24 protein-coding genes are annotated in these 25,658 nt (G+C 40.6%); 17 read left to right on the top strand and 7 right to left on the bottom strand.

Annotated elements, in window-relative coordinates:
- Positions 1–10: 10 nt before the first annotated feature.
- The 6 genes from I5349_RS12190 (at position 11) to I5349_RS12165 (ending at position 5,689) form a co-directional block, all read left to right on the top strand.
- A complete protein-coding gene (locus tag I5349_RS12190) occupies positions 11–1,240 on the top strand; it encodes an HD domain-containing protein (protein ID WP_226391048.1) in 1,230 nt (409 codons plus the stop codon).
- Between the two features lie 24 nt (positions 1,241–1,264).
- Positions 1,265–2,287 carry a UDP-3-O-(3-hydroxymyristoyl)glucosamine N-acyltransferase gene (lpxD, locus tag I5349_RS12185; protein ID WP_226391047.1) on the top strand — a complete coding sequence of 341 codons (1,023 nt, stop codon included), beginning with the start codon at positions 1,265–1,267 and terminating at the stop codon, positions 2,285–2,287.
- A gap of 39 nt (positions 2,288–2,326) precedes the next feature.
- Positions 2,327–3,721: a bifunctional UDP-3-O-[3-hydroxymyristoyl] N-acetylglucosamine deacetylase/3-hydroxyacyl-ACP dehydratase gene (locus I5349_RS12180; RefSeq protein ID WP_226391046.1), complete on the top strand. Its 1,395-nt coding sequence runs from the start codon at positions 2,327–2,329 to the stop codon at positions 3,719–3,721.
- Between the two features lie 25 nt (positions 3,722–3,746).
- Positions 3,747–4,526 carry an acyl-ACP--UDP-N-acetylglucosamine O-acyltransferase gene (lpxA, locus tag I5349_RS12175; protein WP_226391045.1) on the top strand — a complete coding sequence of 260 codons (780 nt, stop codon included), beginning with the start codon at positions 3,747–3,749 and terminating at the stop codon, positions 4,524–4,526.
- 2 nt (positions 4,527–4,528) lie between these two features.
- Entirely contained in the window at positions 4,529–5,149 is a 621-nt protein-coding gene (locus I5349_RS12170) for an ABC transporter ATP-binding protein (protein WP_226391044.1), read from the top strand.
- Positions 5,150–5,212: 63 nt separating this feature from the next.
- Positions 5,213–5,689, top strand: coding sequence for a hypothetical protein (locus I5349_RS12165; protein WP_226391043.1), 477 nt, complete (start codon positions 5,213–5,215; stop codon positions 5,687–5,689).
- A 57-nt stretch (positions 5,690–5,746) separates the two neighbouring features.
- Here the strand turns inward: I5349_RS12165 and I5349_RS12160 are convergent, their stop codons facing one another.
- Complete coding sequence (locus I5349_RS12160; protein ID WP_226391042.1) at positions 5,747–8,131, bottom strand: endonuclease MutS2; 2,385 nt, start codon at positions 8,129–8,131, stop codon at positions 5,747–5,749.
- A 26-nt stretch (positions 8,132–8,157) separates the two neighbouring features.
- Positions 8,158–8,520: a DUF4296 domain-containing protein gene (locus I5349_RS12155; RefSeq protein ID WP_226391041.1), complete on the bottom strand. Its 363-nt coding sequence runs from the start codon at positions 8,518–8,520 to the stop codon at positions 8,158–8,160.
- 40 nt (positions 8,521–8,560) lie between these two features.
- Here I5349_RS12155 and I5349_RS12150 point away from each other — a divergent pair, with 40 nt between their 5' ends.
- From I5349_RS12150 to I5349_RS12140, 3 genes are read left to right on the top strand one after another with little or no spacing between them, the layout of a single operon-like run.
- Positions 8,561–9,439 carry a DUF58 domain-containing protein gene (locus I5349_RS12150; RefSeq protein WP_226391040.1) on the top strand — a complete coding sequence of 293 codons (879 nt, stop codon included), beginning with the start codon at positions 8,561–8,563 and terminating at the stop codon, positions 9,437–9,439.
- Entirely contained in the window at positions 9,432–10,340 is a 909-nt protein-coding gene (locus tag I5349_RS12145; protein WP_226391039.1) for a hypothetical protein, read from the top strand. The genes I5349_RS12150 and I5349_RS12145 overlap by 8 nt, the downstream gene beginning before the upstream one ends.
- The gene (locus I5349_RS12140) at positions 10,318–11,376 is read left to right on the top strand and encodes a vWA domain-containing protein (RefSeq protein ID WP_226391038.1); all 1,059 of its coding nucleotides are present in this window, start codon (positions 10,318–10,320) and stop codon (positions 11,374–11,376) included. The genes I5349_RS12145 and I5349_RS12140 overlap by 23 nt, the downstream gene beginning before the upstream one ends.
- On the opposite strand, the gene I5349_RS12135 is transcribed toward I5349_RS12140, so the two are convergent.
- The 3 genes from I5349_RS12135 to I5349_RS12125 are packed head-to-tail and all read right to left on the bottom strand — an operon-like array spanning position 11,373 to position 14,159.
- Positions 11,373–11,951 carry a DUF6992 family protein gene (locus tag I5349_RS12135; protein ID WP_226391037.1) on the bottom strand — a complete coding sequence of 193 codons (579 nt, stop codon included), beginning with the start codon at positions 11,949–11,951 and terminating at the stop codon, positions 11,373–11,375. The two genes, I5349_RS12140 and I5349_RS12135, sit on opposite strands and share 4 nt — an antisense overlap.
- A 25-nt stretch (positions 11,952–11,976) precedes the next feature.
- Positions 11,977–12,609, bottom strand: a complete 633-nt coding sequence (locus I5349_RS12130; protein ID WP_226391036.1) for a LysE family translocator — start codon at positions 12,607–12,609, stop codon at positions 11,977–11,979.
- A 5-nt stretch (positions 12,610–12,614) separates the two neighbouring features.
- A complete protein-coding gene (locus I5349_RS12125) occupies positions 12,615–14,159 on the bottom strand; it encodes a GH3 family acyl-acid amido synthetase (RefSeq protein ID WP_226391035.1) in 1,545 nt (514 codons plus the stop codon).
- Between the two features lie 95 nt (positions 14,160–14,254).
- Here I5349_RS12125 and I5349_RS12120 point away from each other — a divergent pair, with 95 nt between their 5' ends.
- The 5 genes from I5349_RS12120 (at position 14,255) to I5349_RS12100 (ending at position 21,622) form a co-directional block, all read left to right on the top strand.
- Positions 14,255–14,929: a YggS family pyridoxal phosphate-dependent enzyme gene (locus I5349_RS12120; protein ID WP_226391034.1), complete on the top strand. Its 675-nt coding sequence runs from the start codon at positions 14,255–14,257 to the stop codon at positions 14,927–14,929.
- 7 nt (positions 14,930–14,936) lie between these two features.
- Positions 14,937–15,308, top strand: coding sequence for a DUF423 domain-containing protein (locus I5349_RS12115; protein WP_226391033.1), 372 nt, complete (start codon positions 14,937–14,939; stop codon positions 15,306–15,308).
- Between the two features lie 71 nt (positions 15,309–15,379).
- On the top strand, positions 15,380–16,774 hold the full coding sequence (locus tag I5349_RS12110) for a M14 family zinc carboxypeptidase (protein WP_226391032.1): 1,395 nt from the start codon (positions 15,380–15,382) through the stop codon (positions 16,772–16,774).
- Position 16,775: 1 nt separating this feature from the next.
- Positions 16,776–18,092, top strand: coding sequence for a D-alanyl-D-alanine carboxypeptidase (locus tag I5349_RS12105; RefSeq protein ID WP_226391031.1), 1,317 nt, complete (start codon positions 16,776–16,778; stop codon positions 18,090–18,092).
- Positions 18,093–18,247: 155 nt separating this feature from the next.
- Complete coding sequence (locus tag I5349_RS12100; RefSeq protein WP_226391030.1) at positions 18,248–21,622, top strand: amidohydrolase family protein; 3,375 nt, start codon at positions 18,248–18,250, stop codon at positions 21,620–21,622.
- Between the two features lie 102 nt (positions 21,623–21,724).
- Here the strand turns inward: I5349_RS12100 and I5349_RS12095 are convergent, their stop codons facing one another.
- Together I5349_RS12095 and I5349_RS12090 are read right to left on the bottom strand one after the other, a co-directional pair.
- Positions 21,725–22,126, bottom strand: coding sequence for a DUF1573 domain-containing protein (locus I5349_RS12095; RefSeq protein WP_226391029.1), 402 nt, complete (start codon positions 22,124–22,126; stop codon positions 21,725–21,727).
- Between the two features lie 68 nt (positions 22,127–22,194).
- Complete coding sequence (locus I5349_RS12090; protein WP_226391028.1) at positions 22,195–23,610, bottom strand: ATP-dependent DNA helicase; 1,416 nt, start codon at positions 23,608–23,610, stop codon at positions 22,195–22,197.
- Positions 23,611–23,645: 35 nt separating this feature from the next.
- Between I5349_RS12090 and I5349_RS12085 the strand changes: the two genes are divergently transcribed.
- From I5349_RS12085 to I5349_RS12075, 3 genes are all read left to right on the top strand, one after another.
- Positions 23,646–24,146 carry an NUDIX domain-containing protein gene (locus tag I5349_RS12085; RefSeq protein WP_226391027.1) on the top strand — a complete coding sequence of 167 codons (501 nt, stop codon included), beginning with the start codon at positions 23,646–23,648 and terminating at the stop codon, positions 24,144–24,146.
- A 62-nt stretch (positions 24,147–24,208) separates the two neighbouring features.
- Positions 24,209–24,790, top strand: coding sequence for a hypothetical protein (locus I5349_RS12080; RefSeq protein ID WP_226391026.1), 582 nt, complete (start codon positions 24,209–24,211; stop codon positions 24,788–24,790).
- Between the two features lie 5 nt (positions 24,791–24,795).
- Positions 24,796–25,656, top strand: coding sequence for a DUF3822 family protein (locus I5349_RS12075; RefSeq protein WP_226391025.1), 861 nt, complete (start codon positions 24,796–24,798; stop codon positions 25,654–25,656).
- The last annotated feature ends 2 nt before the right edge of the window (positions 25,657–25,658 follow it).

Below are 25,658 nucleotides of genomic sequence, written 5' to 3'. Positions count from 1 at the left end.
CATTTGCTACTTGAAAAGTCAAAAAATCCTAAATGATCCTGTATATGGGTTTATCACGATACCGAGTGAACTTATCTTTAGTATCATCGAACATCCATACTTCCAAAGGTTACGCAGAATACGACAGCTGGGTTTAACAGACATGGTCTATCCAGGTGCACTTCATACAAGATTTCACCATGCGATAGGCGCTATGCACTTGATGGGCATTGCTCTCAGTAACCTTCGAGGAAAAGGTCACAAAATCAATGCGGAAGAGTATGAAGCGACACTGATTGCTATCCTACTTCATGACATTGGACACGGTCCATTTTCTCACGCTTTGGAATTTACCCTGCTCAATGATGTCAATCATGAGTTTCTCTCTGAGCAGCTTCAACATAGACTCAACGATGAGTTTGATGGCAAATTGAGTTTAGCCATCAAGATATTTAGTAATCAGTATGAGCGAAAGTTTTTTCATCAGCTGGTATCTAGTCAATTGGATATCGATAGGCTAGACTACTTACAGCGAGATAGTTTTTTCACAGGTGTATCAGAAGGTACTATCGGAGCGGATAGGATCATCAAAATGCTCGATATCGTAGATGACCAGATCGTAGTAGAGGAGAAAGGAATCTACAGCATAGAAAACTTCCTCAGCGCTCGAAGACTCATGTACTGGCAAGTGTATCTGCACAAAACTACCGTAAGCGCAGAGAAGATGATCATCCAACTCATCACACGAGCAAAGCAACTCACTGAATCAGATGAAAAGCTCTTCGCTACACCTGCTTTTAACAAGTTTTTGTCAGGTAATTACACTCGGGAAGATTTCATCAAAGACCCTAATGTCTTAGACACTTTTGCTGCACTAGACGACTATGATATCTGGGCTTCGATCAAGATATGGCAAGAGCATCCAGACCTTATTCTTTCAAATATCAGTAAGATGCTACTGGCTAGAAAACTATTTAAAATACAAATCAGCAGTGAGCCTTTTACGCAAGATGAGTTAGATAAATTGGCTGCTAAAACCCGTAAAAAACTCGGCATCAGCCAGCAAGAGCTCTTGTACTTTATGATCAGTGGATCGATGAGCAATGCTGCTTACTTACACAATGAGAATAGCATCAATATTTTGACCAAAAAGGGCAAGGTAATTGAGGTGGGAGAAGCATCAGATCTGCCCAATATCAAAGCAATGAGTAAAATCGTGAAGAAATATTACGTTTGCTGGGCTAAAAACTTAATTTTGTAGACATAATTTCTTAATATCAATTGAATGGAGTTTACGGTCAAACAAATAGCTGAAATACTTGGGGGAGTGATAGAAGGGAACGCTGAGGAAAAAGTAAATCGACTAGATAAAATCCAAGAAGGAAGCAAAGGTGGCATCTCCTTTCTTTCCAATCCTAAATATGAGCCTTATATCTACGAGACAGGATCTAGTGCTGTGATCGTGGCCAATGACTTCAAACCCACTAAAAAAATACAAACTACCCTAATTAAGGTAGCTGATCCTTATACTAGTTTCTCGAAACTTCTGGAAGCCTATGCTGCTATGAATGCTTCAAGCAAAGTAGGTGTAGAGGAGCCTGCCTACATGGCTATTGGCAGTAAAATTGGAGACAAACACTACAGAGGAGCTTTTTCATACATCGGGGAAAATTGTGAAATCGGAGAAAATGTTAAAATCTATCCGCATGTCTACATAGGAGACAATGTCAAAATAGGTAATAACACTACCCTATTTGCAGGAGCAAAAATCTATGCAGATACAGTCATTGGTAGCAACTGTGTGATCCACTCTGGCGCTGTGATCGGTAGTGACGGTTTTGGATTTGCGCCTCAAGCTGATGGTAGCTATAAAGCCATTCCTCAGCTAGGTAATGTCATCCTAGAAGACGATGTAGTCATCGGAGCCAATACGGTGATCGACTGCGCTACACTCAACGCCACCATCATCAGAAAAGGGGTTAAAATGGATAATCTCATCCAAATTGGACACAATGTAGAAGTTGGTGAAAATACTGTAATCGCTGCTCAAGCAGGTATATCTGGTTCAACGAAAGTGGGTAAAAACGTCATCATAGGTGGGCAAGTAGGAGCTGCTGGACATATAGAAATTCCTAATAAAACTATCATAGCTGCTAAAGCGGGCGTATCTCGTAGTCATAAAAAAGAAGGGCTTACGCTTATGGGTACCCTTGGCTTTGAGATCAAAGATTACATGAAATCATACGTACTTTTTAAGAAACTGCCTGATTTAGAACAGCGATTAAAAGAACTAGAAAAAAAGTCCTAAATTTGACCCCTTAGACCAAAGCAAGTTGATCAATACGCAATGAAAATAAAACAGCATACCATTCTCAAACCTGTTACTGTTTCTGGTGTAGGCCTGCATACTGGCGTAGTAGCCAATATGACTTTTATGCCTGCAAAACCTAATCACGGAATAAAATTTCAAAGAATAGACCTAGAAGGTCAACCTATCATAGATGCAGATGTAGACAATGTAGTAGATCTCTCGAGAGGTACGACTATCGAACAAAGTGGAGCTAGAGTATTCACTGTAGAGCATACGCTTGCTGCACTAGTAGGTCTTGAGATTGACAATATCCTCATCCAGTTAGATGGACCTGAGCCTCCAATCATGGATGGTAGCTCAGCGATGTTTATCGATGCGATCATGCAAGTAGGACTGGAAGAGCAAAATGCCCTAAGAAACTTCTTTGAGATTCCTGAAAGTATTTTTTATAAGGAGCCAGAGAGAAATGTAGAGCTAGCAGCACTTCCACTAGATACCTACAGAGTCACTGTGATGGTGGATTACAACTCTCCAGTACTCGGTTCTCAGCATGCATCACTCAATCATATCAGTGATTTCAAAGAAGAGATCGCTTCTAGCAGAACTTTCTGTTTCCTACATGAGCTTGAGATGCTTCACAAGCAAAACCTCATCAAAGGTGGTGACCTCAACAATGCCATCGTGATCGTAGATCGTGTAGTCAAAGATGATGAGCTAGACCACTTAGCTGGTCTATTTAATAAGCCAAAGGTAGAAGTCAGAAAAGAGGGGATTCTCAACAATGTAGAGTTGAGACATAAAAATGAGCCTGCCAGACATAAGCTTCTTGATGTAGTCGGAGATTTAGCACTAGTAGGTCGTCCTCTGAAGGCTCAGATTCTAGCAGCGAGACCAGGTCATGCTGCCAATGTAGCCTTTGCAAAGAAAATCAAAAGACTCATGGAAAAGCTAGGCCCTACGCATATACCGCATTATGATCCTAAGCTTCCTCCAGTTTTAGACATCAATCAAATAAGTAATATCTTACCTCATAGGTATCCATTTCAGTTGATTGACAAGATTTTCCATCTAGATGAACTCACAGTAGCTGGCGTCAAAAATGTGACCATGAATGAGCCGTTTTTCCAAGGGCATTTCCCTGGAAATCCTGTCATGCCAGGAGTCCTACAAGTAGAGGCTATGGCACAAACAGGAGGTATATTAGTCTTGAGCACGGTACCAGATCCAGAAAACTACTGGACCTACTTCTTGGGAATAGAAAACTGCCGCTTTAGAAAAATGGTGATGCCTGGCGATACGCTTGTATTCAAGTGTGAGCTACTTGCACCTATCAAAAGAGGTATTGCTAAGATGAAAGGTCAAGCTTTTGTAGGAAACAATTTAGTATGTGAAGCAGTCATGACTGCAAGCATCGTTAGAAAGGATCTTTAAGGAGCCTTTTCAAAATACCAGATACATGGAACACAACTTATCATATATACACCCAGCAGCCAAAATTGGAAATAATGTCACCATTGATCCATTTTCCACTATACATGAAAATGTAGAAATAGGAGACGGCACTTACATCGCTTCCAATGTCACGATCATGCCTGGTGCTAGAATAGGCAAAAACTGTCAAATATTCCCAGGAGCCGTGATATCAGCGGTTCCACAAGACCTGAAGTTTGCTGGGGAAGAAACTACCGTAGAGATCGGAGATAATACTACCATCAGAGAGTGTGTCACGATCAATAGGGGTACTGTAGATAAGTATAAAACAGTCGTAGGCAAAAACTGCCTCATCATGGCTTATGTACACTTAGGTCATGACTGTATTTTGGGAAATAATATCATCATCGGCAATTCTACTCAGTTAGCAGGTCACGTTTTGGTGGATGATTATGCCATATTTGGTGGTGCTTGTGCAGTGCAGCAGTTTGCCAAAATAGGTGCTCACACTTACATAGGTGGTGGTTCACTAGTCAGAAAAGATATTCCTCCTTATGTAAAAGCTGCTCGCGAACCTCTAAGCTATGCGGGTATCAACTCAGTAGGTCTTCGTAGAAGAGGCTATACAAATGATGTCATCAATCAGATCCAAGAGGTCTATCGTTATATTTTTTTGAGAGGGTACAATCATGCCAAGGCACTAGAAATGATCGAGCTAGACCTACCACCTTCTAAAGAACGCGATGAAATCATCAACTTCATCAGAACCTCAGATAGAGGTGTGATGAAGGGATATGGCAATTAATCATGGTCAAGATAGCCCTTACAGCTCTTTCTAAAAGGTATCGATTTGAGTGGATATTCAAATCCCTCAATATAGAGCTGTCAGCAGACAAATCTTATGCTATAATAGGCCCAAATGGCAGTGGTAAATCTACACTACTGCAAGTAATCGCTGGATCCATGCCTGCAAGTGAAGGTCAGATAAAATACCTTATCGATCAAAAAGAAGTCACTGAGGAGAATATCTATCAGTATATAGCTTATGCAGCACCCTATCTTGAGTTGATCGAAGAATTTACTTTAGCAGAAACACTTGATTTTCATTTTAAATTTAAGCAAGCCCAGTCTAGCATCAATATAAAGGATATCCCAAGAATAGCCTATCTAGAAGATGCTATTGATAGACCTATCAAGCAGTTTTCATCAGGCATGAAGCAGCGTGTGAAACTTTGTCTATCCATCTTGAGCAATAGCCCTATCCTACTCTTAGATGAACCTACAGCTAATCTAGATGCGGAAGGTACCTCTTGGTATCAAGAGCTTATCAAAAAATATCGTGAAAATCGTCTGGTCATAGTCGCTTCAAATGAACTCAGAGAATATGATTTTTGTGAAGAAAAAATTAACATCTTAGACTTTAAATAAGGAAATAATTGATAGATTTATCCTTATTATATTTTCTTTGTCCTACAATTACTTAATTAATCGATGAAAGCAATCAAACTATTCAGCCTATTAACCTTGTCTCTATTTCTTTTTGCAGGTTGTGGATCGGAAGACGACACACCTACCCCTGAAGAAATCGCAGAGCAATTGCTCACAGCAGAGGGATCACTGACTTGGACAATCTCTGGTGGTAATGCTACAAAAGATGGTGTCAGCATTACTTCATTTTATGAGTCATTTAGCATTACTTTTACTAAAAGCGGCTCAAACTTAACTTATACGACTACTGGTGGAGGAGATCTATTTGACGCTTCTGGCTCTTGGAGTTTTGTAGGTACAGAGTTTGAAGCTATCCAACTTACGGGAAGCAGAGCAGCTGCTGGACGAGAAATTGCCATTTCTAACTCTTCAACTTCCCTTAGACTACAATTTACAGTACCTCAGTCTGGTTCAGGAAGCTTCCAAACTGCTACGATAGATGGTCAGTATGTATTTAATTTAAGACCAGCATCTAACTAAGGATATTAAAAAATCATAAAATAGCAGCTCTGAAAAGGGCTGCTATTTTTGTTTACACTATTTAAGCTCTACTAGCGTCACTCCAGCGCCACCTCTATCTGCATGCTCATCTTGAAACCTCTTGACGTTTGGCATTTTGTGAAGTAAGTTTCTACAAATTTCTCTAAGGATTCCATCCCCCTTGCCATGAACGATCCTAAGTTCTCTCAGCCCTAGCATATAGCCTTCATCTACAAACTGCTGGATTTCAAAGAGTGCTTCCTCACCACGCTTACCTCTCAGATCTAGATTCGAACTAAAATCCATCATCTTTTTGGTACTATCAAAGTTTGTCTTCACCCTCGTTGTCTGTTTTTTTACCTCTTTTTTGGAGACTTTTTCCAGTCTGCTAAGCTTGACATTAGTCTTTAAGTCTCCTATCAGTAATTCTACATCCTTTCCTTTGACACCTAGAACCTCTCCTATGGCACCATTATCTTTGATACGAACATGGTCTCCTATCTCAATAGGTCCATCTAAAACCTTCACATCGGGTGCATTCTCGATAGGCTTAGCCTCTGGCTTCAGTGACTTTTCATATTGCTGAAGTTGACTGCGCACCTCTTTGGTTTGTGCTTTATCTGCTTTTTTCTCTTTGATCTCTCTGATCGTCTTTTCTATCTTTTGATTAGCCTCTTGGAGTAGTCGCTTGGCCTCAATCTTAGCATCATTGATGAGTGTTTTTCGTTGCGCATCTATTGACTTTTTGAGTGAAGCATACTCTTCCATTTGCTTTGCTAGCAAGACTTCCTTCTTACTAGCTTCTTTAGTCATAGCAGCCAGTCTCCCTTTTTCATTTTCTAGCTTGGTCAAAAGACGATCATAATTGACTCGCTCATCTCCAATTTTCGACTTAGCCTCTTCGATGATCTTTCCAGAGAGCCCTATCTTTCGAGCAATTTCTAGTGCAAAAGAACTTCCTGGCTTACCTATCTCCAGCTCGTACAAAGGCTCTAGTTTATCCACATCATAACGCATGGCACCATTGACCAGGTTAGGATTATTATTAGCCATCTGCTTGAGATTGCCATAGTGGGTAGTCACTACTCCAAAGGCACCTGAGCCACTGAGCTGATCTAAAATCGCTTCTGCGATAGCACCACCAAAAGCTGGCTCCGTTCCTGTACCAAATTCATCAATTAAAAACAGGGTCTTTTTATCAGCAAACTGAGTAAAAAACTTCATGCTATGCAAGTGAGAGCTATAGGTACTGAGGTCATTTTCTATAGACTGCTCATCTCCTATATCTATGAAGATGTTTTGGAATATCCCTACAGTAGAGTGACTTGCTAGTGGTACTAATAAACCACTTTGAAGCATATACTGAATGAGTGCAACTGTTTTAAGTGTAACAGATTTACCTCCAGCATTTGGACCGGAGATCATCAGTATACGCTTATTATGATTGAGTGCCAGATTCAGTGGTACGATACTTCTTCCTTGTTGCGAGAGGCTGAGCATGAGCAGTGGATGTCTAGCATCATACCACTCTATCACTCTTGTCTTTTCTAGCTTAGGTAGGCTTGCATTGAGCTTGAGAGCTAGACGCGCTTTGGCTCTGATGAAGTCCATCATACCTAAAAAGTAAAAAGCCCTCCTCAAATCTTGAATATGAGGTCTAAGCTGATTGGTCAGAGCCGTCAAAATCTTATTGATTTCTCTTCTCTCTAGATACTCCAACTCCTTAATTTCATTATTGATATCAAGGACTTCAGCTGGCTCCATGAAGACCGTCTGACCTGTAGCAGACTCATCATGTATGAAACCTTTAAGTTTACGCTTGTGCTCTGCTAATACGGGAATAACCATCCGACCACCTCTGATTGTTAGCGAAGCATCATCGGGTGTATAGCCTTGCTCTCTCGCGGTGCGCATGATCTGATCGAGCACTTTTCTGAGTCTCACCTGAGAGCTGCTCAGTCTACTCCTTACTTCTGCTAGTTCACGAGATGCATTGTTTCGAACATGTCCCTTTTCATCTATTTTAGACTCTATTGCCTTGAGCAGATTATCTTCAAAAAGAATCGCTCCAGATAATTGATACAACTGAGGATATGCTTCTTCTTTTCCTTCAAAAAATCGCAAGCACTTATGTAGTGTGCTCAAAGCAAGCTTCACCTCATGCAACTCTTCCTCTAATAAAAAGCTCCCCTCTATTTTAGCTTTTTCTAAGTAAGGATTGATATCAATAAAATTACTCTCCGGAAAAAACTCCCCTGAAACAATGATACTTCTAAACTCCTCGGTCTGCTCAAGCAGTTTAGAGATCAATTTGAAATCATCCGAAAAAGCAACTTTATCTACAAATCTAGTCCCTAATATACTGAGACACTCTGCGCGAAGTAATTCTTTGATTTTATCAAAGCCGATCTTTGATTCTAAATTTTGGGGGTATAATTGCATGTAGGTAGTAAAAAGAAAAGCGCAAATTATTGCACTTCCAGTTCTTTGTTATTCACTTTATTCTTACTGTTCTCATCACTGAGGGAGTCTATGACAGCATCGTAGATTTTATCCATCGCTTGGATATCTTCCATGTAGTAAGTAAAACTCCTCCTATAAACAGCTTCCTCGACCTGATGTTTTTGAAATATTTCTTTCTCGAGTTCCTTATACAAAACCTGCGCAGAGTCACGCGTGATTGATAGCATCCCTAACTTTGATTCGAGTAGGTGGATGTCTATTAAGACTGACACCATTTTATCAGATGGAACGAGCCCTTTGGGTGTCTTGCTTTCTTTGCAAGCCAAAAGGAAGATTGTACACAGAAATACTAAAAAAAACCTTTTCACAGCCGAAAATTAGTCAAATTAGTTCTATTTTTAAAATCCGATGAAAGATCTAATCAAGAAACTCAGACGATACGAAATCCAAATCAGAAAGTATATCAACTCTCAGATGCAGGGAGATTTTCACTCTGTTTTCAAAGGCTCTGGACTTGAATTTGATGACTATCGCCCTTATCAATATGGAGATGATGTCAGAGCGATAGATTGGAATCTATCCGCCAAAGGCCATGGTACTTTTATCAAAACTTTTAAAGAAGAAAAGGAACAAACAGTCTATCTCATACTGGATGTCAGTGGCTCTCAGAAAATAGGTGACCAAGGGCAACAAAAAATAGATATCGGTAAGGAAATAGCTGGAGTACTCACACTAGCAGCTATCAAAGAAAGTAGTCAAGTAGGCATGATCTGCTTCAGTGATCAACAAGAAAAGGTCGAAAAACCAGGGAAAGGTGGTAAGCATGCCTTTAAACTGATCAAAATGCTAGTGGAATTACAACCTCAATCGATCAAAACTAACTTGTCAAAAGCCTTTTACTTTGCCTTAGCGACTATCAAAAAGAGAAGCATGATCATCGTAATATCGGACTTCATCGATGAGGATTATGAGCAGCCGCTGAAGGCCTTAGCAGCCAAACATGATCTGATCACCATACAGCTATCTGATCAAAGGGAAACAGCTCTCCCCTCTCTAGGCATCGTACCGATCAAAGACATGGAAACGGGCAGGACTAACTGGGTCAACACCTCTTTTGGCACTTTCAGAAATAAGGTCGCACAGACATTTGTAGGAGATAGAGAATCCCTTGAAGCTTTTTGTCGAAAAAATCAGATCAACTATCTTGGCATCGATACCAAAGATGACTTTGTGCCTAAGCTCATCAAATTATTTAAAATTAGAAATAGAAGTATCAAACGTGCTTAAATACAGCTTAATCATACTTTTGATCTCACTAAGTAGCTTTGGCTATGGTCAGTCTCAAGACATTGAAGTCAAAGGATACTTTGATACAGAGCAGGCGATGCTAGGTGAAAAAATCCCCTACACCTTGACGGCCAAATATCCGCGCACTTGGCAAGTACTCTTTCCTGATAGCTTGTATGATTTCAGTCCATTTGAGCTATTAGAAAAGCGCAGTTTCCCTACGCGATCAGATGAAAAATACAGCAGAGATAGTGCGATATACTATCTGGCCACTTACGAACTAGACTCCATACAGTCACTATCTCTACCAGTATTTCAGTTAGTCAAGGCAGACAGCATTTATCACTTTGCAGGCGATGATCAGATCAGTTTAGTCACACAAATCTCCGTATTACCTGATTCACTGAATCTTAAAGAATCCGCATACTATCAAAACGTCAAAAAGGAATTTAATTATCCTTACTTTATTGCTGGGCTGATCGCTTTGTTGGTCATTGTCATTACTTTACTCCTCATATTTGGCAAAGGTCTCAAGACACGCTACAAAATCTGGAGACTCCAAAAAGCTTACAAGAACTTCGAAAAACAAATGCAAGAAGCACCTATCTGGATAGAGCAATCCCCAGAAAGTGGTACACTGCGTCTGCTTCAAACTTGGAAGATGTTGATGAAGCGTGTAAATGACCAAGACTATGAGCAGAAAACCACAAAAGAAATCTTACAAATACATGACAACCAAACACTAGCTCGCTGTCTTCAAACGTACGACAGATGTATCTATGGAGGTATCACAGATCCTACCCCATTGCTAGAAAGTCTAGACTTCTTGGCTGATTTCAGTCAGGATTTATATTTGCATAAAATAAAAGCACTAAGAGATGGTGGAAGAAAGTCTGTTTGATACTAGTGCCGACTGGTTTTCGCTGACTTGGTTTGATCCAAGTACGCTGAGAAACTTTGAATGGGAAAATCCTATCTACCTACAACTGCTGTGGATCGTCCCGCTTATTTTACTGATCAAGTGGTTTATCAGTCGATTAAGAAATAATGCACTCAGCTTGTCTCTTCCCAAAAAGTCTTTTAAACAAGACTGGCTCACTTTGTTGAGGTGGGTACCAGCAAGTATGCTAGCAGCTACAGTTGCTCTGCTCATCATCGCACTAGCACGGCCTCAGAAAACTAACGAACGTGTAGATAGATGGACTGAGGGTATCGATATCATGCTAGTAGCAGATATCTCAGAGTCTATGCTTATTGAGGATTTCAGACCAAACAGACTGGAAGCCGCCAAAAGTACCGCATTGGATTTTATCTCAGGGAGATTTCAAGACCGAATAGGGATTGTGGTTTTTTCTGGAGATGCCTTTTCACTTGCTCCTCTTACGACTGACTACAAACTCCTCAAGGATCTCATAGAGACGATAGATTATCGTATGATTGATAACAGAGGAACGGCTATCGGTAGCGCACTAGCAGTAGCTACCAATAGGATGAGGGAGTCAGACTCAAAAAGTAAAGTCATGATCCTACTCAGTGACGGGGACAATACGGCAGGAAATATAGAACCAATCGTAGCGGCTGAACTAGCGGCTGCTTATAATATCAAGATCTACACAATCGCTATAGGCAAAGAAGGAAGAGTACCCTTTGGAACAGATATCTTTGGCAGACAGCAGTTTATAGAGAATTCATTAGACGAGACTACCCTGCGCAAAATCGCTCAAATAGGCGGTGGACAGTTTTACCGAGCGTCTAACAATACTGCCCTTCAAAAGATTTTTGATGAAATCGATGCCTTTGAAAAAGTAGAGATTAAAGAAAGCAGGTATAAAGACACCAAAGATTTTTATAGATACTATCTGTATTGGTCAGCTTTATTTCTTGGACTTTATCTCTTATTGAGAGCTAGCTTTCTAAACAACTTCTTGATCGATTAGTAAATCGGAATGTTTAGTGTGAGGCCTTGTGCTTGTACACTGACATTGCTCATGATGGATTTCAAAGCATCGTTTTGTCCAGTATGGATCGTGTAAAGAATCACATCAAACACAAATAAAAAGCCCCCTTGAAGGATCAGTGAATCACCAAATCCTCTGAGACGCTCTTGGTTGACATTTGGTCTATTTGCACGCTCCTTCATATAAAATCCTCCCGCCACATAAGCTAAGTCCAAACCAGCATTGAGTAAAAGGATCTTTTGAATCTGAAAGTGCTCCTTGCTTGTCTCATAAAGACCTAAATCATTAGCAGCTGTCACGCTTCCATAATAGCCAAAACCAGCAATGGCAGTATTGACCAAGTTCCAGTAAACGTTCATCTGATGGAAATAACGGTCTCTTCCGTTTGTCCTACTTGCCATGACACCACTGTATGCGATGTTACCGACAGCCCATGATCCAAGTACAAACATTCCCTTCTGAGAGATATTGTTACGATTAGCATTCAGTTCAATAAGCTCCGCTGACTGTTGCGCTAGTGCCTCTATGGGGAAAACTAGACAAAACATCATCATACAAACTACGAAAACAATAGAGGTATTAAAGAAGGAGTTTTTGAGATTCATAAGCAAAGTAGAAAAGTCTGATACTAAATATCAATAACACGATAGCTACTACTCTGTTTAAAATCCCCATCAATCTAGGGGTGACATAGCTCCTAAGTAGTTTGGCCAAATAAGCTTTCAAAATATCTGTCAGCAAGACTACTACCAAGATCGCTGCAAAAAATACAAATACATCTGAAGCTGTAAAATGCGACTTGACATGTACCAAACTCGCCATACTAATCCAAAATAGCAGCACAAATGGATTGATTCCATTGAGCATAAATCCTTTTAAAAAGTTTTTTAGTCGCTTATTCTTCACCTGAAGCTCTTTTGGTCTCACAGTAGGACTAACGGGCTTCAATAAACTAATCAGGCCAAAAACAAGCAGGATTCCTCCACCAGCATATCCTAGTATGACATTAAAAAGATCGTTTTCAAAAAACTGAGAAAGACCCAGATAAGTCACCAATACATATAAGGTGTCGCTAGTAAATATCCCGAAAGCCATGAAAAGACCACTTCTAAAGCCATTTTGGATACTATTTTGAATCAGTGAGAAAAAAACTGGCCCTAAAAAAACAGACAGTAAAAGTCCCATACCGATCCCTTCATAGAGTGCTTGCATGCTTACTATTGCTTTCCTAAAAATGACTGCCAACTCTCTAGAGTCACTCCTTTGAGTACTCTAGGAAACTTATTTTGCCCACCCTCTTTGCCTCTCACACGCATCCAATCGATGAAAGTCTGACTTGGAAGTACTTTGACCATGATGTTTTTAAGGGCATGATTGCGTTCTACTGCATAGTCATCATTAAGTTCTTTTAGCTTTTGATCCAAGAGCATAGCAACTGCTTGCTCTTCTACTGGGTCATCTATACCGATGTACCACTGATGCCCAAAGAGGTTGTCAAATGGCACTCCAGCTACAGTAAATTCCTTGATATGAACATTTAACTCTTCTGCGACCAGCTCTATGGCTTTATTCATATTGTCCACTGAAAGGTGCTCTCCACACAAACTCAGGAAGTGCTTGGTCCTACCAGTAATGATGATCTCACTCTCTTCCTTAGAGACGATCTTGACCACATCTCCGATCATGTATCTCCAAGCTCCAGAGCAAGTACTGATCAAAAGCGCATACTCTTTACCTTCCTCTACCTCATGAATCATCAGTGTCTCTGGATCAGCGGTCAAGTCTCCATTTTGGTCAAAATTGTGATCATTGAAAGGTACAAACTCATAGAAAATACCATTATTGAGTACCAAACGCATTGACTTGCGATCTGGTAAAGCTTGAAAAGCCAAGAAGCCTTCTGAAGCTAAATAGGTCTCTATATAAGTCAGCGGATGTTTTAGCAGCTTTTCAAAGCCTTTTTTGTAAGGCTCAAAAGAAACCCCACCATGCACGAAAATGCGCAAGTTGGGCCAAATATCATGGATAGTAGCTACTTGATAGCGTTCGATGATCTTTTCCATCAAGATCTGAAGCCAAGCAGGTACACCTACGATGATCCCAATGTCCCAAGAAGGGGCTACTTCAACGATTTGATCTAACTTATCTCCCCAGTTTCTATTTTTTGCAATCTTTTGCCCGGGCTTGTAGAAGCGCTGAAACCAAACTGGAATCTGACTGGCTGTGATGCCACTCAAATCTCCTTCGAAGTAGGTTCCGTTGAATGTCAAATCTGTACTTCCTCCCAACATCAGGATTCCTTTGGTAAAGGTCTCTGGAGGGAAGTTGTATTTAGATAAGCTTAGAATTTGTCGCACACCAGTTTTACGAATAGCTCTGATCATATCCTTGGTCACGGGGATGTATTTAGAAGCTGCCTCAGAAGTCCCAGAACTCAAGGCAAAATATTTAGTGCTGCCTCTCCAAGTGACGTTTTTTTGACCCTCTTTGAGCTTGTGCCACCACTCCTCGTAGATCTTATTGTAGTTGTAGATCGGCAAGCTAGACTTATATGTTTGATAAAAAAGTGTAGGGTCTTGTCTGTTTTTCATGTCAACTAAGACATTTTTAAACCCGTATTTTTGAGCGATCTGCGTTTTTGCTGTAGTGATCAAAAGCTTTCTTAATTCCTGCTTTTGTAGATCAAATGGTGAAGAGTATTCTTGTTCCAGAGACTCTCTTAATCTGATGCCTTTCTTGAGCAGGGTACCTAAAATTGCCATTTTCTTTTCTTTTTAATTAAAAAATTCATTGAACAAGATGCCATTCATTTTGTGTTACACAATGGCAAAGCTCATTATTTGAAGTAAATTTAAGCATGTCAATTAAAGATAACTTAGAAAAGATCAAAAAATCAATTGTTCACTCAAATTGTCTCTTGATCGCAGTGAGCAAAACCAAACCCAATGAAGTACTTCTAGAAGCCTACGAAGCTGGTATTCGGGATTTTGGGGAAAATAAAGTCCAAGAACTCACTGCCAAAGCCGAAGAGCTTCCAAAAGATATCCGCTGGCACATGATCGGTCACTTACAGCGCAACAAGGTGAAATATATCGCCCCTTTTGTCTATCTGATTCACTCTGTAGACAGCCTGAAGCTACTCCAAGAGATCGATAAACAAGCTGAAAAAGTCAATCGTAAGATCAAAGTGCTCCTTCAAGTCTTTATTGCCAAAGAAGAAAGTAAGTTTGGACTCGATGAATCTGAAATACTAGAAGCCATCCAAAATGGTGATATCGCTAACTGCAAACATGTGGAAATCATGGGTCTAATGGGCATGGCTACCAATACTGATAATGAAGCGACCATAAGAGCAGAGTTTAAGTCACTTAAAAATTTTGCTGAATCCCTTAAAGAAAAATCCCTACCAGATAATATGCGCATTGAAGAGATATCAATGGGGATGAGTGGAGACTATCTATTAGCCATCGAGGAAGGCAGCACGATGGTCAGAGTAGGAAGTGCTATATTTGGTGCTAGAAACTATCAATAATATCATTATGCAACAAGCCCTTGTCATCAAAATAGCCGCCATTCTAGGTTTTTTAGCAGTATCCATAGGAGCCTTTGGTGCGCATGCACTTGAAGCGACACTCACGGAAAATGGTCGACTTGACACTTTTGAAACAGCCGTGAAATATCATTTTTATCACGCACTAGCCCTACTCCTCGTAGGACTACTGATGAGAGATCATGACAGCAAATACCTCAGTTATGCTGCGATCAGCTTTGTGATGGGTATCGTGATTTTCTCAGGATCTTTGTACACGCTTTCGCTCACTAATATCCGAATCCTAGGAGCCATCACTCCAATTGGTGGTGTAGGCTTCATCCTTGGTTGGATCTTTATCTTTCTTGGGTTTTGGAAGTAATGCAGTATCCATTTAGCATTAGCTTGTCATTTGCGTAGGAATCTTTAAATTCATCCTCAGACTGCTAACTAATGATGACATCTGCCCTACTATCTGCCTACCAAAAATACAGAGAGCCTACGCTAAATCAGCGGAGATTTTCACAGAAGGATATACAGCCACTAATAGATCGTCATAGTACAAAGGGCGTACTAAAAGTTAAAACAGTAGGTCACTCAGTACAAGGAAGACCGCTTCATTTGCTCTCTTTTGGAGATGGTCCAGTGAGCATTTTTCTATGGTCACAGATGCATGGCAATGAAAGCACAGCGACTATGGCACTGTTTGACTTATTCAATTTTCTGAATGGTTTGTCTGATGAATTTGAAGAGACGAGAGAGCTACTCCGGACACAAACTACGCTTCATTTTCTCCCTATGGTCAATCCAGACGGAGTTGAAGTGTATAAGAGAAGAAATGCATTAGACATAGATCTCAATAGAGATGCTTTGACTTGCGCAGCTCCTGAATCGCAAATACTCAAGCAAATCAGAGAGAGAATCCAAGCAGACTGGGGATTCAATCTTCACGACCAACAGATATATTATAATGTAAGTGGCACTCCTGCTCCAGCGACTATCTCTGTACTCGCTCCACCTTATGATGAGAGCAGGAGTATAAATACTTCGCGAAAAGAAGCCATGCAACTCATTGTAGAAATCAATGAGCTCCTACAGGAAATCATCCCTGGACAAGTGGGAAAATATGAGGATACCTTTGAGCCGAGAGCTTTTGGCGACAATTTTCAAAAGTGGGGTACTAGAACTATACTCATAGAATCTGGTGGATATAAAGGTGATCCTGAAAAGCAGTACATCCGCCAGCTCAACTTTATGGCTATTCTGCATGCACTTAACAGCATCGCCAGTAAAAACTTCCAAAAAGCAAATGCTGAGTCCTATCAATCGATCCCTGACAATGACCTTAAACTGGCAGATCTCATCATCAGAAAGGCTTCTTTGAATCACTTAGGAAAAAAAATCTCTGTAGATATCGGGATCAAAAGACTCGAGGTGGAATCGGCTCGTGACTTTACCACCTTTGGACAGATATTTGACTTAGGTGATCTCTCCACTTATTTTGGATATGAGGAATTTGAAGCTAGTGGCTATGAGGTAATCAGGGGCAGTATCTACCCTGAATCTATTGCCTATTTGCATGAGTTGTCTACAGAGATGGCTTTATCCTTGGTTAAAAAAGGCTATTTGGCAGTAAAAGTTGAGAACGAAGGACGAGGGGGTTCCCACCATTTGCCTATTAATATCCTAAGCGCTGAAACATCGATCGACTTTTCCCTAAATTTCGAAGGCCCTGCAAACTTCCTACTTCATGATGGGAAAGAGATCAGCCATGCCGTAGTAAATGGATATTTGATACATTTGAATACGGGTGATTTGCCACCCTACTACAAAAATAATATCGTCTAATATGAGCAAGTCACTAATCAAAATCAGTGTTTATTTGTTAGTTGCTTGGCTTCTGAGTGGCTGTGCTAGTTCACAGCATAGGATCAAAGGAGATAAGGAGTTAAAGCGGCTTTATACCAAAGATGGCTTTTTTACCCAGCATCTCTCTTGCTTGATGCTCATGGATCTTTCAGAGGGGAAGATCATTCATGAAATCAATCCAAATATCTATTTCAACCCTGCCTCTACTACCAAGCTATTGACTTTTTATGCCGGAGAAAAACTACTATCGGCTCAATCTATCGCATTGAGATACAGCTATATTGGAGATACTGTACATATTTGGGGCACAGGAGACCCTAGTTTCCTCTATTCCAAAACTGCCCAAGGAGGTGCTTTCGAATTTTTAAAGCTACATGAAGGTCCTATCAGCTATTCAGAAGAAAATTTTAAAGATGAGCGATACGGCCCAGGTTGGGCATGGGATGACTACTCTTACGCATTTGCTGCGGAAAGAAGCCCCCTACCGATCTACGGCAATCTTGCTTACTTCCAAAGAAACCCTAACTTCTCCACACCAGCTACGCAATCCAAATATATGGACCAATGGCTCAATACACGAAATACTTCTGGAAAACGTATTGAGAGAGATTTTCACCAAAATGCCTTTTATTACAACCCAGATAGCCTTCAACTTTATAGAGAACAAGCCATTCCATTTATCACCTCTGGAGTACTTACCGCTCAACTGCTAGCCGATACATTACAGAAGCTAGTGATTTATCAAAAAACTCAATTACCTGATACTACTAATATCTTATTGGGTGTGCGTATGGATTCACTCTATCAGGAGATGCTTCAAGAGAGTGATAATTTCATCGCTGAACAAATATTACTACAAATCAGTGACGCAAAGCTTGGATATATGAATAGCCATGATGCGATTGCCTATATCACAAATCTATTATATACAGATACCCCTAGTCCGCTAGTCTGGAAAGATGGCTCTGGGCTAAGTCGGTATAACCTGCTTACTCCAGCTTCTTTACTTCATGTCTTGAAAAAAATCTACCTAGAAGTACCCGAAGATAGGTTATTTGAGCTACTTGCACAGGGCGGAGTAAGTGGCTCTCTCAAAAATAATTTTGGGGCTGAGACTCCTTATATTTTTGCCAAAAGTGGTTCTTTTAGCAATAACTACAATTTAGCTGGTTACCTCATCGCAGATTCAGGTAAGCGCTATGCCTTTGTCCTGATGAATAATCAGTTTGCTGTAAGCGTGAGTACCATTAGAAATGAAGTAGAGAAAGTCCTTCAGATCATCAAAAAGAAATATTAATCATTGCTTTTTAACTCCATTAATCCCTTCAAATCGAACTTGATATAAATGTCTCATTGTGGAAGGTTTGATTGAGTAGTTTTTTGGTATATTAGAAAATTATATAGTCCGCGAGTCTTCTGATACTTGCTCTAATAGCCAAACACCTACAAACAATGAGAAAAACAAAATTTAGTTACAGTCGAAACTTATTCTTGAGTTTTCTAGCCTGTAGTGTATTGATCGGTCCTGTGGCGGCACAAGACTCCGACTCTACCAAAAAGGCTTCTGAGAAAAAAGACCTTCCGCTCACGGCAGAAAGGAAAATCTCTATAAAAACAAATGAGGGCTCTTGGACCTCTCTAGACGTCAGTCCTGACGGAAAAACCATTGCTTTTGATATGCTAGGTAATATTTTCCTCATGCCATCCAATGGTGGTAAAGCAGAAAGACTCATGGAAGGTATGTCATTTGACAGTCATCCTAAGTTTTCCCCTGACGGCAAAAGTCTCCTCTTTCTATCTGACAGAGATGGCAATGATGAAGTATGGCTTATTAACTTAGCCACCAAAAAGACAAGCCAACTCACTAAGGGCACTAAAGAAAATGTACAATCTGCTGACTGGTCGCCTGATGGCAACTATATAGTAGTCGCTCAAGGTCGTAGAAACTTGAAACTACACCTATACCATAAAGATGGTGGCAGCGGCATCCAACTCATCAAAACCCCCGAAAATCTCAAAACTATCGAACCAGCATTTAGCCCTGATGGTCGCTATATCTGGTTTGCTCGTAGGACTGGTGCTTGGAATTACAATGCACAACTGCCTCAATATCAAATAGCTACATTTGATAGAGAGACTGGTGATATACAGACTAAGACTTCACGCTATGGCTCTGCTTTTAGTCCTACGCCTTCTCCTGATGGAAAATATCTCGTCTACGGCACTAGATACAATGAACAAACTGGATTGATACTTAGAAACTTAGAGACGGATGAGGAGAAATGGCTTGCCTACCCAGTACAGCGTGATGAGCAAGAGTCTATCGCTCCACTAGGTGTATTGCCAGCGATGAGTTTCACACCAGATAGTCAGCACTTACTGGCTAGCTATGGTGGTAAGATTCACAAAATTGCTATCAATGGCGGTACAGCACAAGAGTTGGCTTACGAAGTAGACTTTGAATTGGAGATGGGGCCTAAGCTAGAGTTTAAGTATCCAATCTCTGATGATAAGAAAATGACCGTCACCCAGATAAGAGATGGTGTCCTCTCACCGAATGGTAAGCAACTTGTCTTCACAGCACTCAACAAGCTGTACATTATGGACTATCCTAATGGCAAGCCTAAGCGTCTCACAACTGCTAATGTCACAGAAGCACAACCAGCTTGGTCGCCTGATGGTACGCAGATAGCCTATGTGACATGGAGTGAGGTAGAAGGTGGAGCGATCTACAAACTTGCTATAAATGGCAAAACTGCTCCTGTAAAACTCACTAATAAAAAAGCCATTTACCAAGAGCCTGTATGGTCTCCAAAAGGAGATCGCATCGTCTTTGTAGAAGGGGCAGCTCAAGCATACAGAGAAGCTACTGGCCCTGGTGCATTTGATGATAGACAGTCTATCAACTGGATCCCAGTTAATGGTGGCGAGTCAAATTTCATCGCCAAAGCAAGCGTAGGCTCAAATCCCCACTTCAGTGAAGGTAGTGACCGCATCTACCTCTATAATGGTAGCAAAGGACTAATCTCTATAAGATGGGACGGAACAGATGAAAAGGCCTATGTAAAAGTAAGAGGGATTACTACTTATGGATCGATAGCTGAAATGATTGAAGAAGAACTCGAGCATCCACATCACCTCAGTGAACGTGAACCACAAAACCAAGCTGCTAATGCTGGGCTGATCCTCAAGTCACCAAAAGGAGACAAAGCACTTGCTATGGTGAATAATGAGATCTATGTAGTCACTATACCGATGGTCGGAAGCGAAACACCTACCATATCAGTAGCGAGTGTCAGTAGTGCACAGTTTCCAAGTTGGAAACTAACAGAAATAGGCGGTCAGTTTCCCACTTGGTCTTCAGATGGCAATACTGTGTACTGGTCTATTGGTAATGCATTCTTTTCATACAATCTCCTAGAAGCCAAAATGCAAAAAGACTTAGAGGATGTCACTGACAATGGTAAAGATGCTACTGACAAAGAGAAGGCACAGAAAGAAAAAGATAAATACACTGCATCTGAAATTAGAATCAAAGTTGAAGTCGATAGAGATATACCAAACGGCACTATCCTACTTCAAAATGCTCGCATCATCACCATGAATGGAGATGAGATCATCGAAAAAGGAGACATCTTGATTGAGAATAACCGCATTAGTAAAGTAGGTGCTGCAGGAAGCCTCAATGCTCCTAGCAATGCTATAGCGATGGATATGTCTGGCAAAACGATCACACCAGGTTTTGTAGATACACATGCACACATGTGGCCACGGTGGGGCATTCATACTTCACAGGTGTGGGTGTATGCTGCTAACTTAGCCTACGGTGTCACTACTACTAGAGACCCTCAGACTGCTACTACAGATGTGCTCACTTATGCAGACATGGTAGATGCAGGACAGATTTTAGGACCAAGAGTTTACTCTACAGGGCCAGGTGTAGGCTACTGGGCATACAACTTGACTAGCTTAGATCATACTAGAAAAGTACTCAAGCAATATTCAGAGTACTACAATACCAAGACAATCAAAATGTACTTGGTAGGAAATAGACAGCACAGACAGTGGGTCATCATGGCAGCAAAAGAACAGCAACTCATGCCTACTACAGAAGGTGGTCTAGACTTCAAACTCAACTTGACCCAGTTGATCGATGGCTACCCTGGTCATGAGCACTCATTCCCTATCTTCCCACTTTATGGAGATGTGATCAAAGCTACTGCTGAGTCTCAAATGGCTTATACACCTACTTTACTAGTATCTTATGGAGGCCCTTGGGCTGAGAACTACTATTACTCTACGGAGAATGTCAATGGAGATCCTAAGCTCAATTATTTCACTCCAAAAGAAGAGCTAGATGAAAAATCTCGCAGAAGACCAGCTTGGTTTATGAAAGAAGAGCATGTATTTGACAAGCATGCCGTGTTCGTCAATGACCTCGTGAAAGCAGGTGGTATAGCAGGCGTAGGCTCTCATGGTCAGCTGCAAGGATTAGGATACCACTGGGAGCTATGGTCTATGCAAGCGGGAGGACTCTCTACACATGATGCGCTCAAAGTAGCTACCATCCATGGAGCAAAAGCCATTGGACTAGATGGTGACTTGGGTAGCATAGAAGCTGGTAAGCTCGCTGACTTGGTCATCATGGATAGTAATCCGCTAGAGAATATCCGAAATACCAATACGGTAAAGTATGTCATCAAAAATGGCAGAGTGTACGATGCCGCTACACTTGATGAGCTGGCGCCTACGAAGCGTAAAGCACCAAAATTTGAATGGCATAGTGCTTCACCACTTGATCAATCACTACCTGGAGTTAAAAAGTAATCCTAGCATAAACGCTACAAAAATAAATAGCCCTTGGATATCCAAGGGCTATTTTATTGTCCATCAGCAGAGCATCAACTCAACTGAAATATTAATATGGAATTACTTCTTAGGTAAAACATTAGAGATCATAGAGATCTTCTCAATAGGCTGAGTAGCATTAGAGTACACTCTGATGATACTATTTTGCTTTCCATTCTTGTTTGAACTATCAAATTTGACAGTGATCTCAGATTCAGCACCTGGAGCAATTGGCTTTTTAGGCCAATCTGTTGCTGTGCATCCACAAGTCACCGCCACATTTGAGATGATCAAAGGGATATTACCTGTATTTTTAAATTTGAAAGTATGTTCTACTTTATCTCCTACTGTAATATCACCGAAATCTTTAGCCTTTTCTTGGAAAGTAATGACAGCACCCTCAGTTTTGGCTGAAACTGTCTCTTGAGCTTGAGCACCTACGAAGATAAAGAGGGCGAAAATTGATAATAATAAGCTTTTCATATCTTTGGTTGTTTTATTGATTGGGTTAACGTCTGACAAAGTAAAATAGTTTCTTCATACGATTCAAGTTATGTGCCAAAAAATGAGGCATTAAAGTTCACTAAATACAACTCCTCACTAGCTCTGGTTACAGCTGTATAAAGCCATCTCAGGTATTCTTTGTCCACCATTTCATCCTTTAGATAACCTTGTTCCACAAAGACAGCTTTCCACTGTCCTCCTTGAGATTTATGACAAGTCAGCGCATAAGCAAACTTCACTTGTAGTGCATTGAGATAAGGATCTTTTTTGATTAGGCGTATCCTTTCCTTTTTATCAGCGACATCTAGGTAGTCCTCCTGTACTTGGTGATAGAGGCTACGATTTTGCTCTTGCGTGAGTGCAGGTGTGGCGGCATGTAGACAATCTAAGATGATTTTTGCCTCAAAGTGTGGCTCATCTGGATAGTCAAGTAATCTCAGCTCCAGCGTAGCAAATCTAAAACCATAGAGTTCTTCGAAATTTCTAATTTTCATCACTTCTACAAAGTCTCCATTAGCCAGAAACCCTACACGCTCACTATCCTCCATATAGAAATAGTTATTTCTCACGATCATGAGCATATCTCCCACTTCGATCTCACTCTCGTAGTAGTGAATCGCTCTTCTGATATACTCGTTAAATTGCACCGCTTGCTTATTTGAGCGACAGATGATAGTCGTGTCCTCCACCCCAAACTTTTGGTAAGCATATCTCAATCCATCTTCCAATCGCTCTCCAGTCATCTTGAAAAAGTCAGTAAAGCCCTTTGTCTGAAATTGCACTTGAAAAACCTCCTTAGACAACTCTTCTCGCAGTTTAGTCGCATTATATAAGATACCTGAAAGCGCATCTTGTCTCATGACTTCCGTGAGTAGTGTCTCAGCTACATGCAATCTATAATGTCTTCTCAAATAATCTCCATCCAGCGCAGGACTATTGGGGCTACCTACTGGTGGTAGCTGGGCAACATCCCCGATCATAATGAGTCGATTACTTGGATGCTGAAAGACAAAGTCAATCAAATCTTGTAGGAGGTTCTGCCCAAAATCATCAGAAAGCATCGAAGCCTCATCTACGATGAATACCGTTTGCTTGTAATAGTTCTTTGCCTTTTCAAACTGCATTGCGCCTGAGCTTGGATCAGCCACTTGCTTATAGATCACCTTATGAATAGTAAAACCCGTCCGAGCGGCATAAGAGGTCATCACCTTAGCCGCCCTACCAGTAGGTGCCATCATGAGAGATTTTAATTTAAAAAAAGGCAAAGCTTGCACTAGAGCAGCCACTACGGAAGTTTTTCCAGTACCTGCAAAACCTTTGATCAACAAGGTTTTCTTTTCTTGCTTATCATCAGTGAGAAAGTCATCAAATAAATCAAATAAACGAGCCTGACCTGCTGTAGGTCTATGGGCAAATTTGGCACTTAGTATTTCAGATGGTTTAGCCAATTCTCGATTATTCAAGTAATTTTACTGATCGTAAAACACGAAGTTAGGAGATGTCATTAGAAGAAAAAATTAATCATGAATTTGGTCATCGACTGAGATGTCGTGTATCTGGCATCCTAGTCATAGCTGACAAAATCCTGATGCTCAAACATGCCTATCTAGGAGATGGACATCTCTGGGCACCTCCGGGTGGTGGTATGCAGTTTGGTACAGATGCCAAAGCTAATCTAGTACGTGAGTTTAAAGAGGAAACTAATCTGGAGATCGAAGTAGGTGACTTGCTTTTTGTAAGTGAATTTTTAGACCAACCTCTGCACGCTATTGAGCTATTTTATGAAGTCAAGGTAGTCGGAGGTCAAATCAGTCTAGGTACAGATCCCGAGTTAGATGCCGATCATCAAATATTGACTGCACAGGCTTGGATGGACATAAAAGCCCTTCAATCTATCCCAAAAGCACAAATCCATGGTGTTTTCCATAAAATCTCCAGTCTTAACGAATTATTTAATTGGAAGGGATATTTTAAAATTGAAAATAATTCCATAAAATAGCACCTTATTAGAAAGAGAACCTTTTCAACCAAACTTACATTTGCTTAAATAAATTAACCAAAATGAATCTGTCTAAAATCTTATCGTACGTAGTATTAGCCATTGCGGCTGTATTAGCTTATTTCTTGGTAGATGGCATCAAGTTCAAAATTGATGAAACCGAGAGAATCGCCCAGATCGAAGAGCGAGTAATCGAAAAATTGAAAATGATTCGTGATGCTCAAAAAGCATATCAGTCTAGCAATGGTCAGTACACTGATAACTGGGACAGCTTGCTAAACTTCATAGAAACTGGTAAAATTTGGATCATCGAAAGAAAAGAAACTACAACCCTTCTTGATTACGGACAAGAAGAAATCACTGTTACTTATGACACACTTGGTTCTGTGCCAGTGATGGATTCACTTTTCAGTGCTGATAAAGTGCCTAATTTCAGATTAGAGACATTGCCAATCATCCCAGGTTCAAATGGTAAAAGATTCGAACTATTCGCAGACAAAATCGAAAAGTCTGGTGTAATGGTATCTGTATTTGAAGTGAGAGACGTAGCTCCAGTAAATCCAGCAAGACGTAAAAACAATAATGAAAAGGCCCTCAGAGTAGGTTCTAGAACAGACGTATCTACAGCAGGTAACTGGGAGTAAGCAAATTGGCTAATCCTATCTTAAATATTATCTCTACCAAAAGCGACAAGTTTCGTATAGAAGAAATTCAACAGTACGACTTGTCGCTTTTGTTTGATGCTCAAGAGTTGATCTTGAGTATCACTGATCTCAATAATCAATGTCTGTACTGGGAACAGTACCTAAAAGCGCCTCAAGCTACTTGGGGTGATTTTCTCCAAGAAGTTCAGAAGAAATCTACCCTTTGTCAAGGTCCTCATCAGACTGCCAGCACAGTAGCCATCTTCAGAAACAATTACTTCAATCTACTCCCTACGCCATATTTTAGACCGCAGGACATCGCTGTACATTTACAGCTCAATGCTGATTTCGATACTAAGCAACAGGATGCTTGGTATGAAAATCTTCATTCTAATGAGATCATCGTACTAGCTGCAGCAGATAGCGTTAAACTCGACTGGGTCAAAGCTTGCTTTCATCAATCTACCGTAGCCTTTAAGCATCATACGACTGTCCTACTGAATTACCTGCTAGAAAAAAGAAATGATTTCTTGCCACAAGAAATTTTCATCACAGTCGAGGCTAAGCATATTAATATTGCAGCTTTCAGCTCCAGCGAACTCCAATTGATTAATCGCTTTGAAGTAGATAATGCGCAGCAACTGATCAAGTATATACTCATGGTCATACAGCAGCTAAACTTCGATAGAACGCTCTGTAAAGTATCTGTCATCGGCAATCTAGCGAAACATCAAACAAGCATACAGGAACTAGGGAAGTACATCAAAAATGTACATCAACAAACACCTGAGCACTTTATCAATTACTCTGAACTGAATCAAAAAGTAGCTTATCAAGACTATTTTGAGACATTTCGGATGATCTAAAT

It is taken from the genome of Penaeicola halotolerans, assembly GCF_016464625.1.
Classification (GTDB): domain Bacteria; phylum Bacteroidota; class Bacteroidia; order Cytophagales; family Cyclobacteriaceae; genus Penaeicola; species Penaeicola halotolerans.
This window is presented reverse-complemented; position numbering and strand designations above follow the sequence as displayed.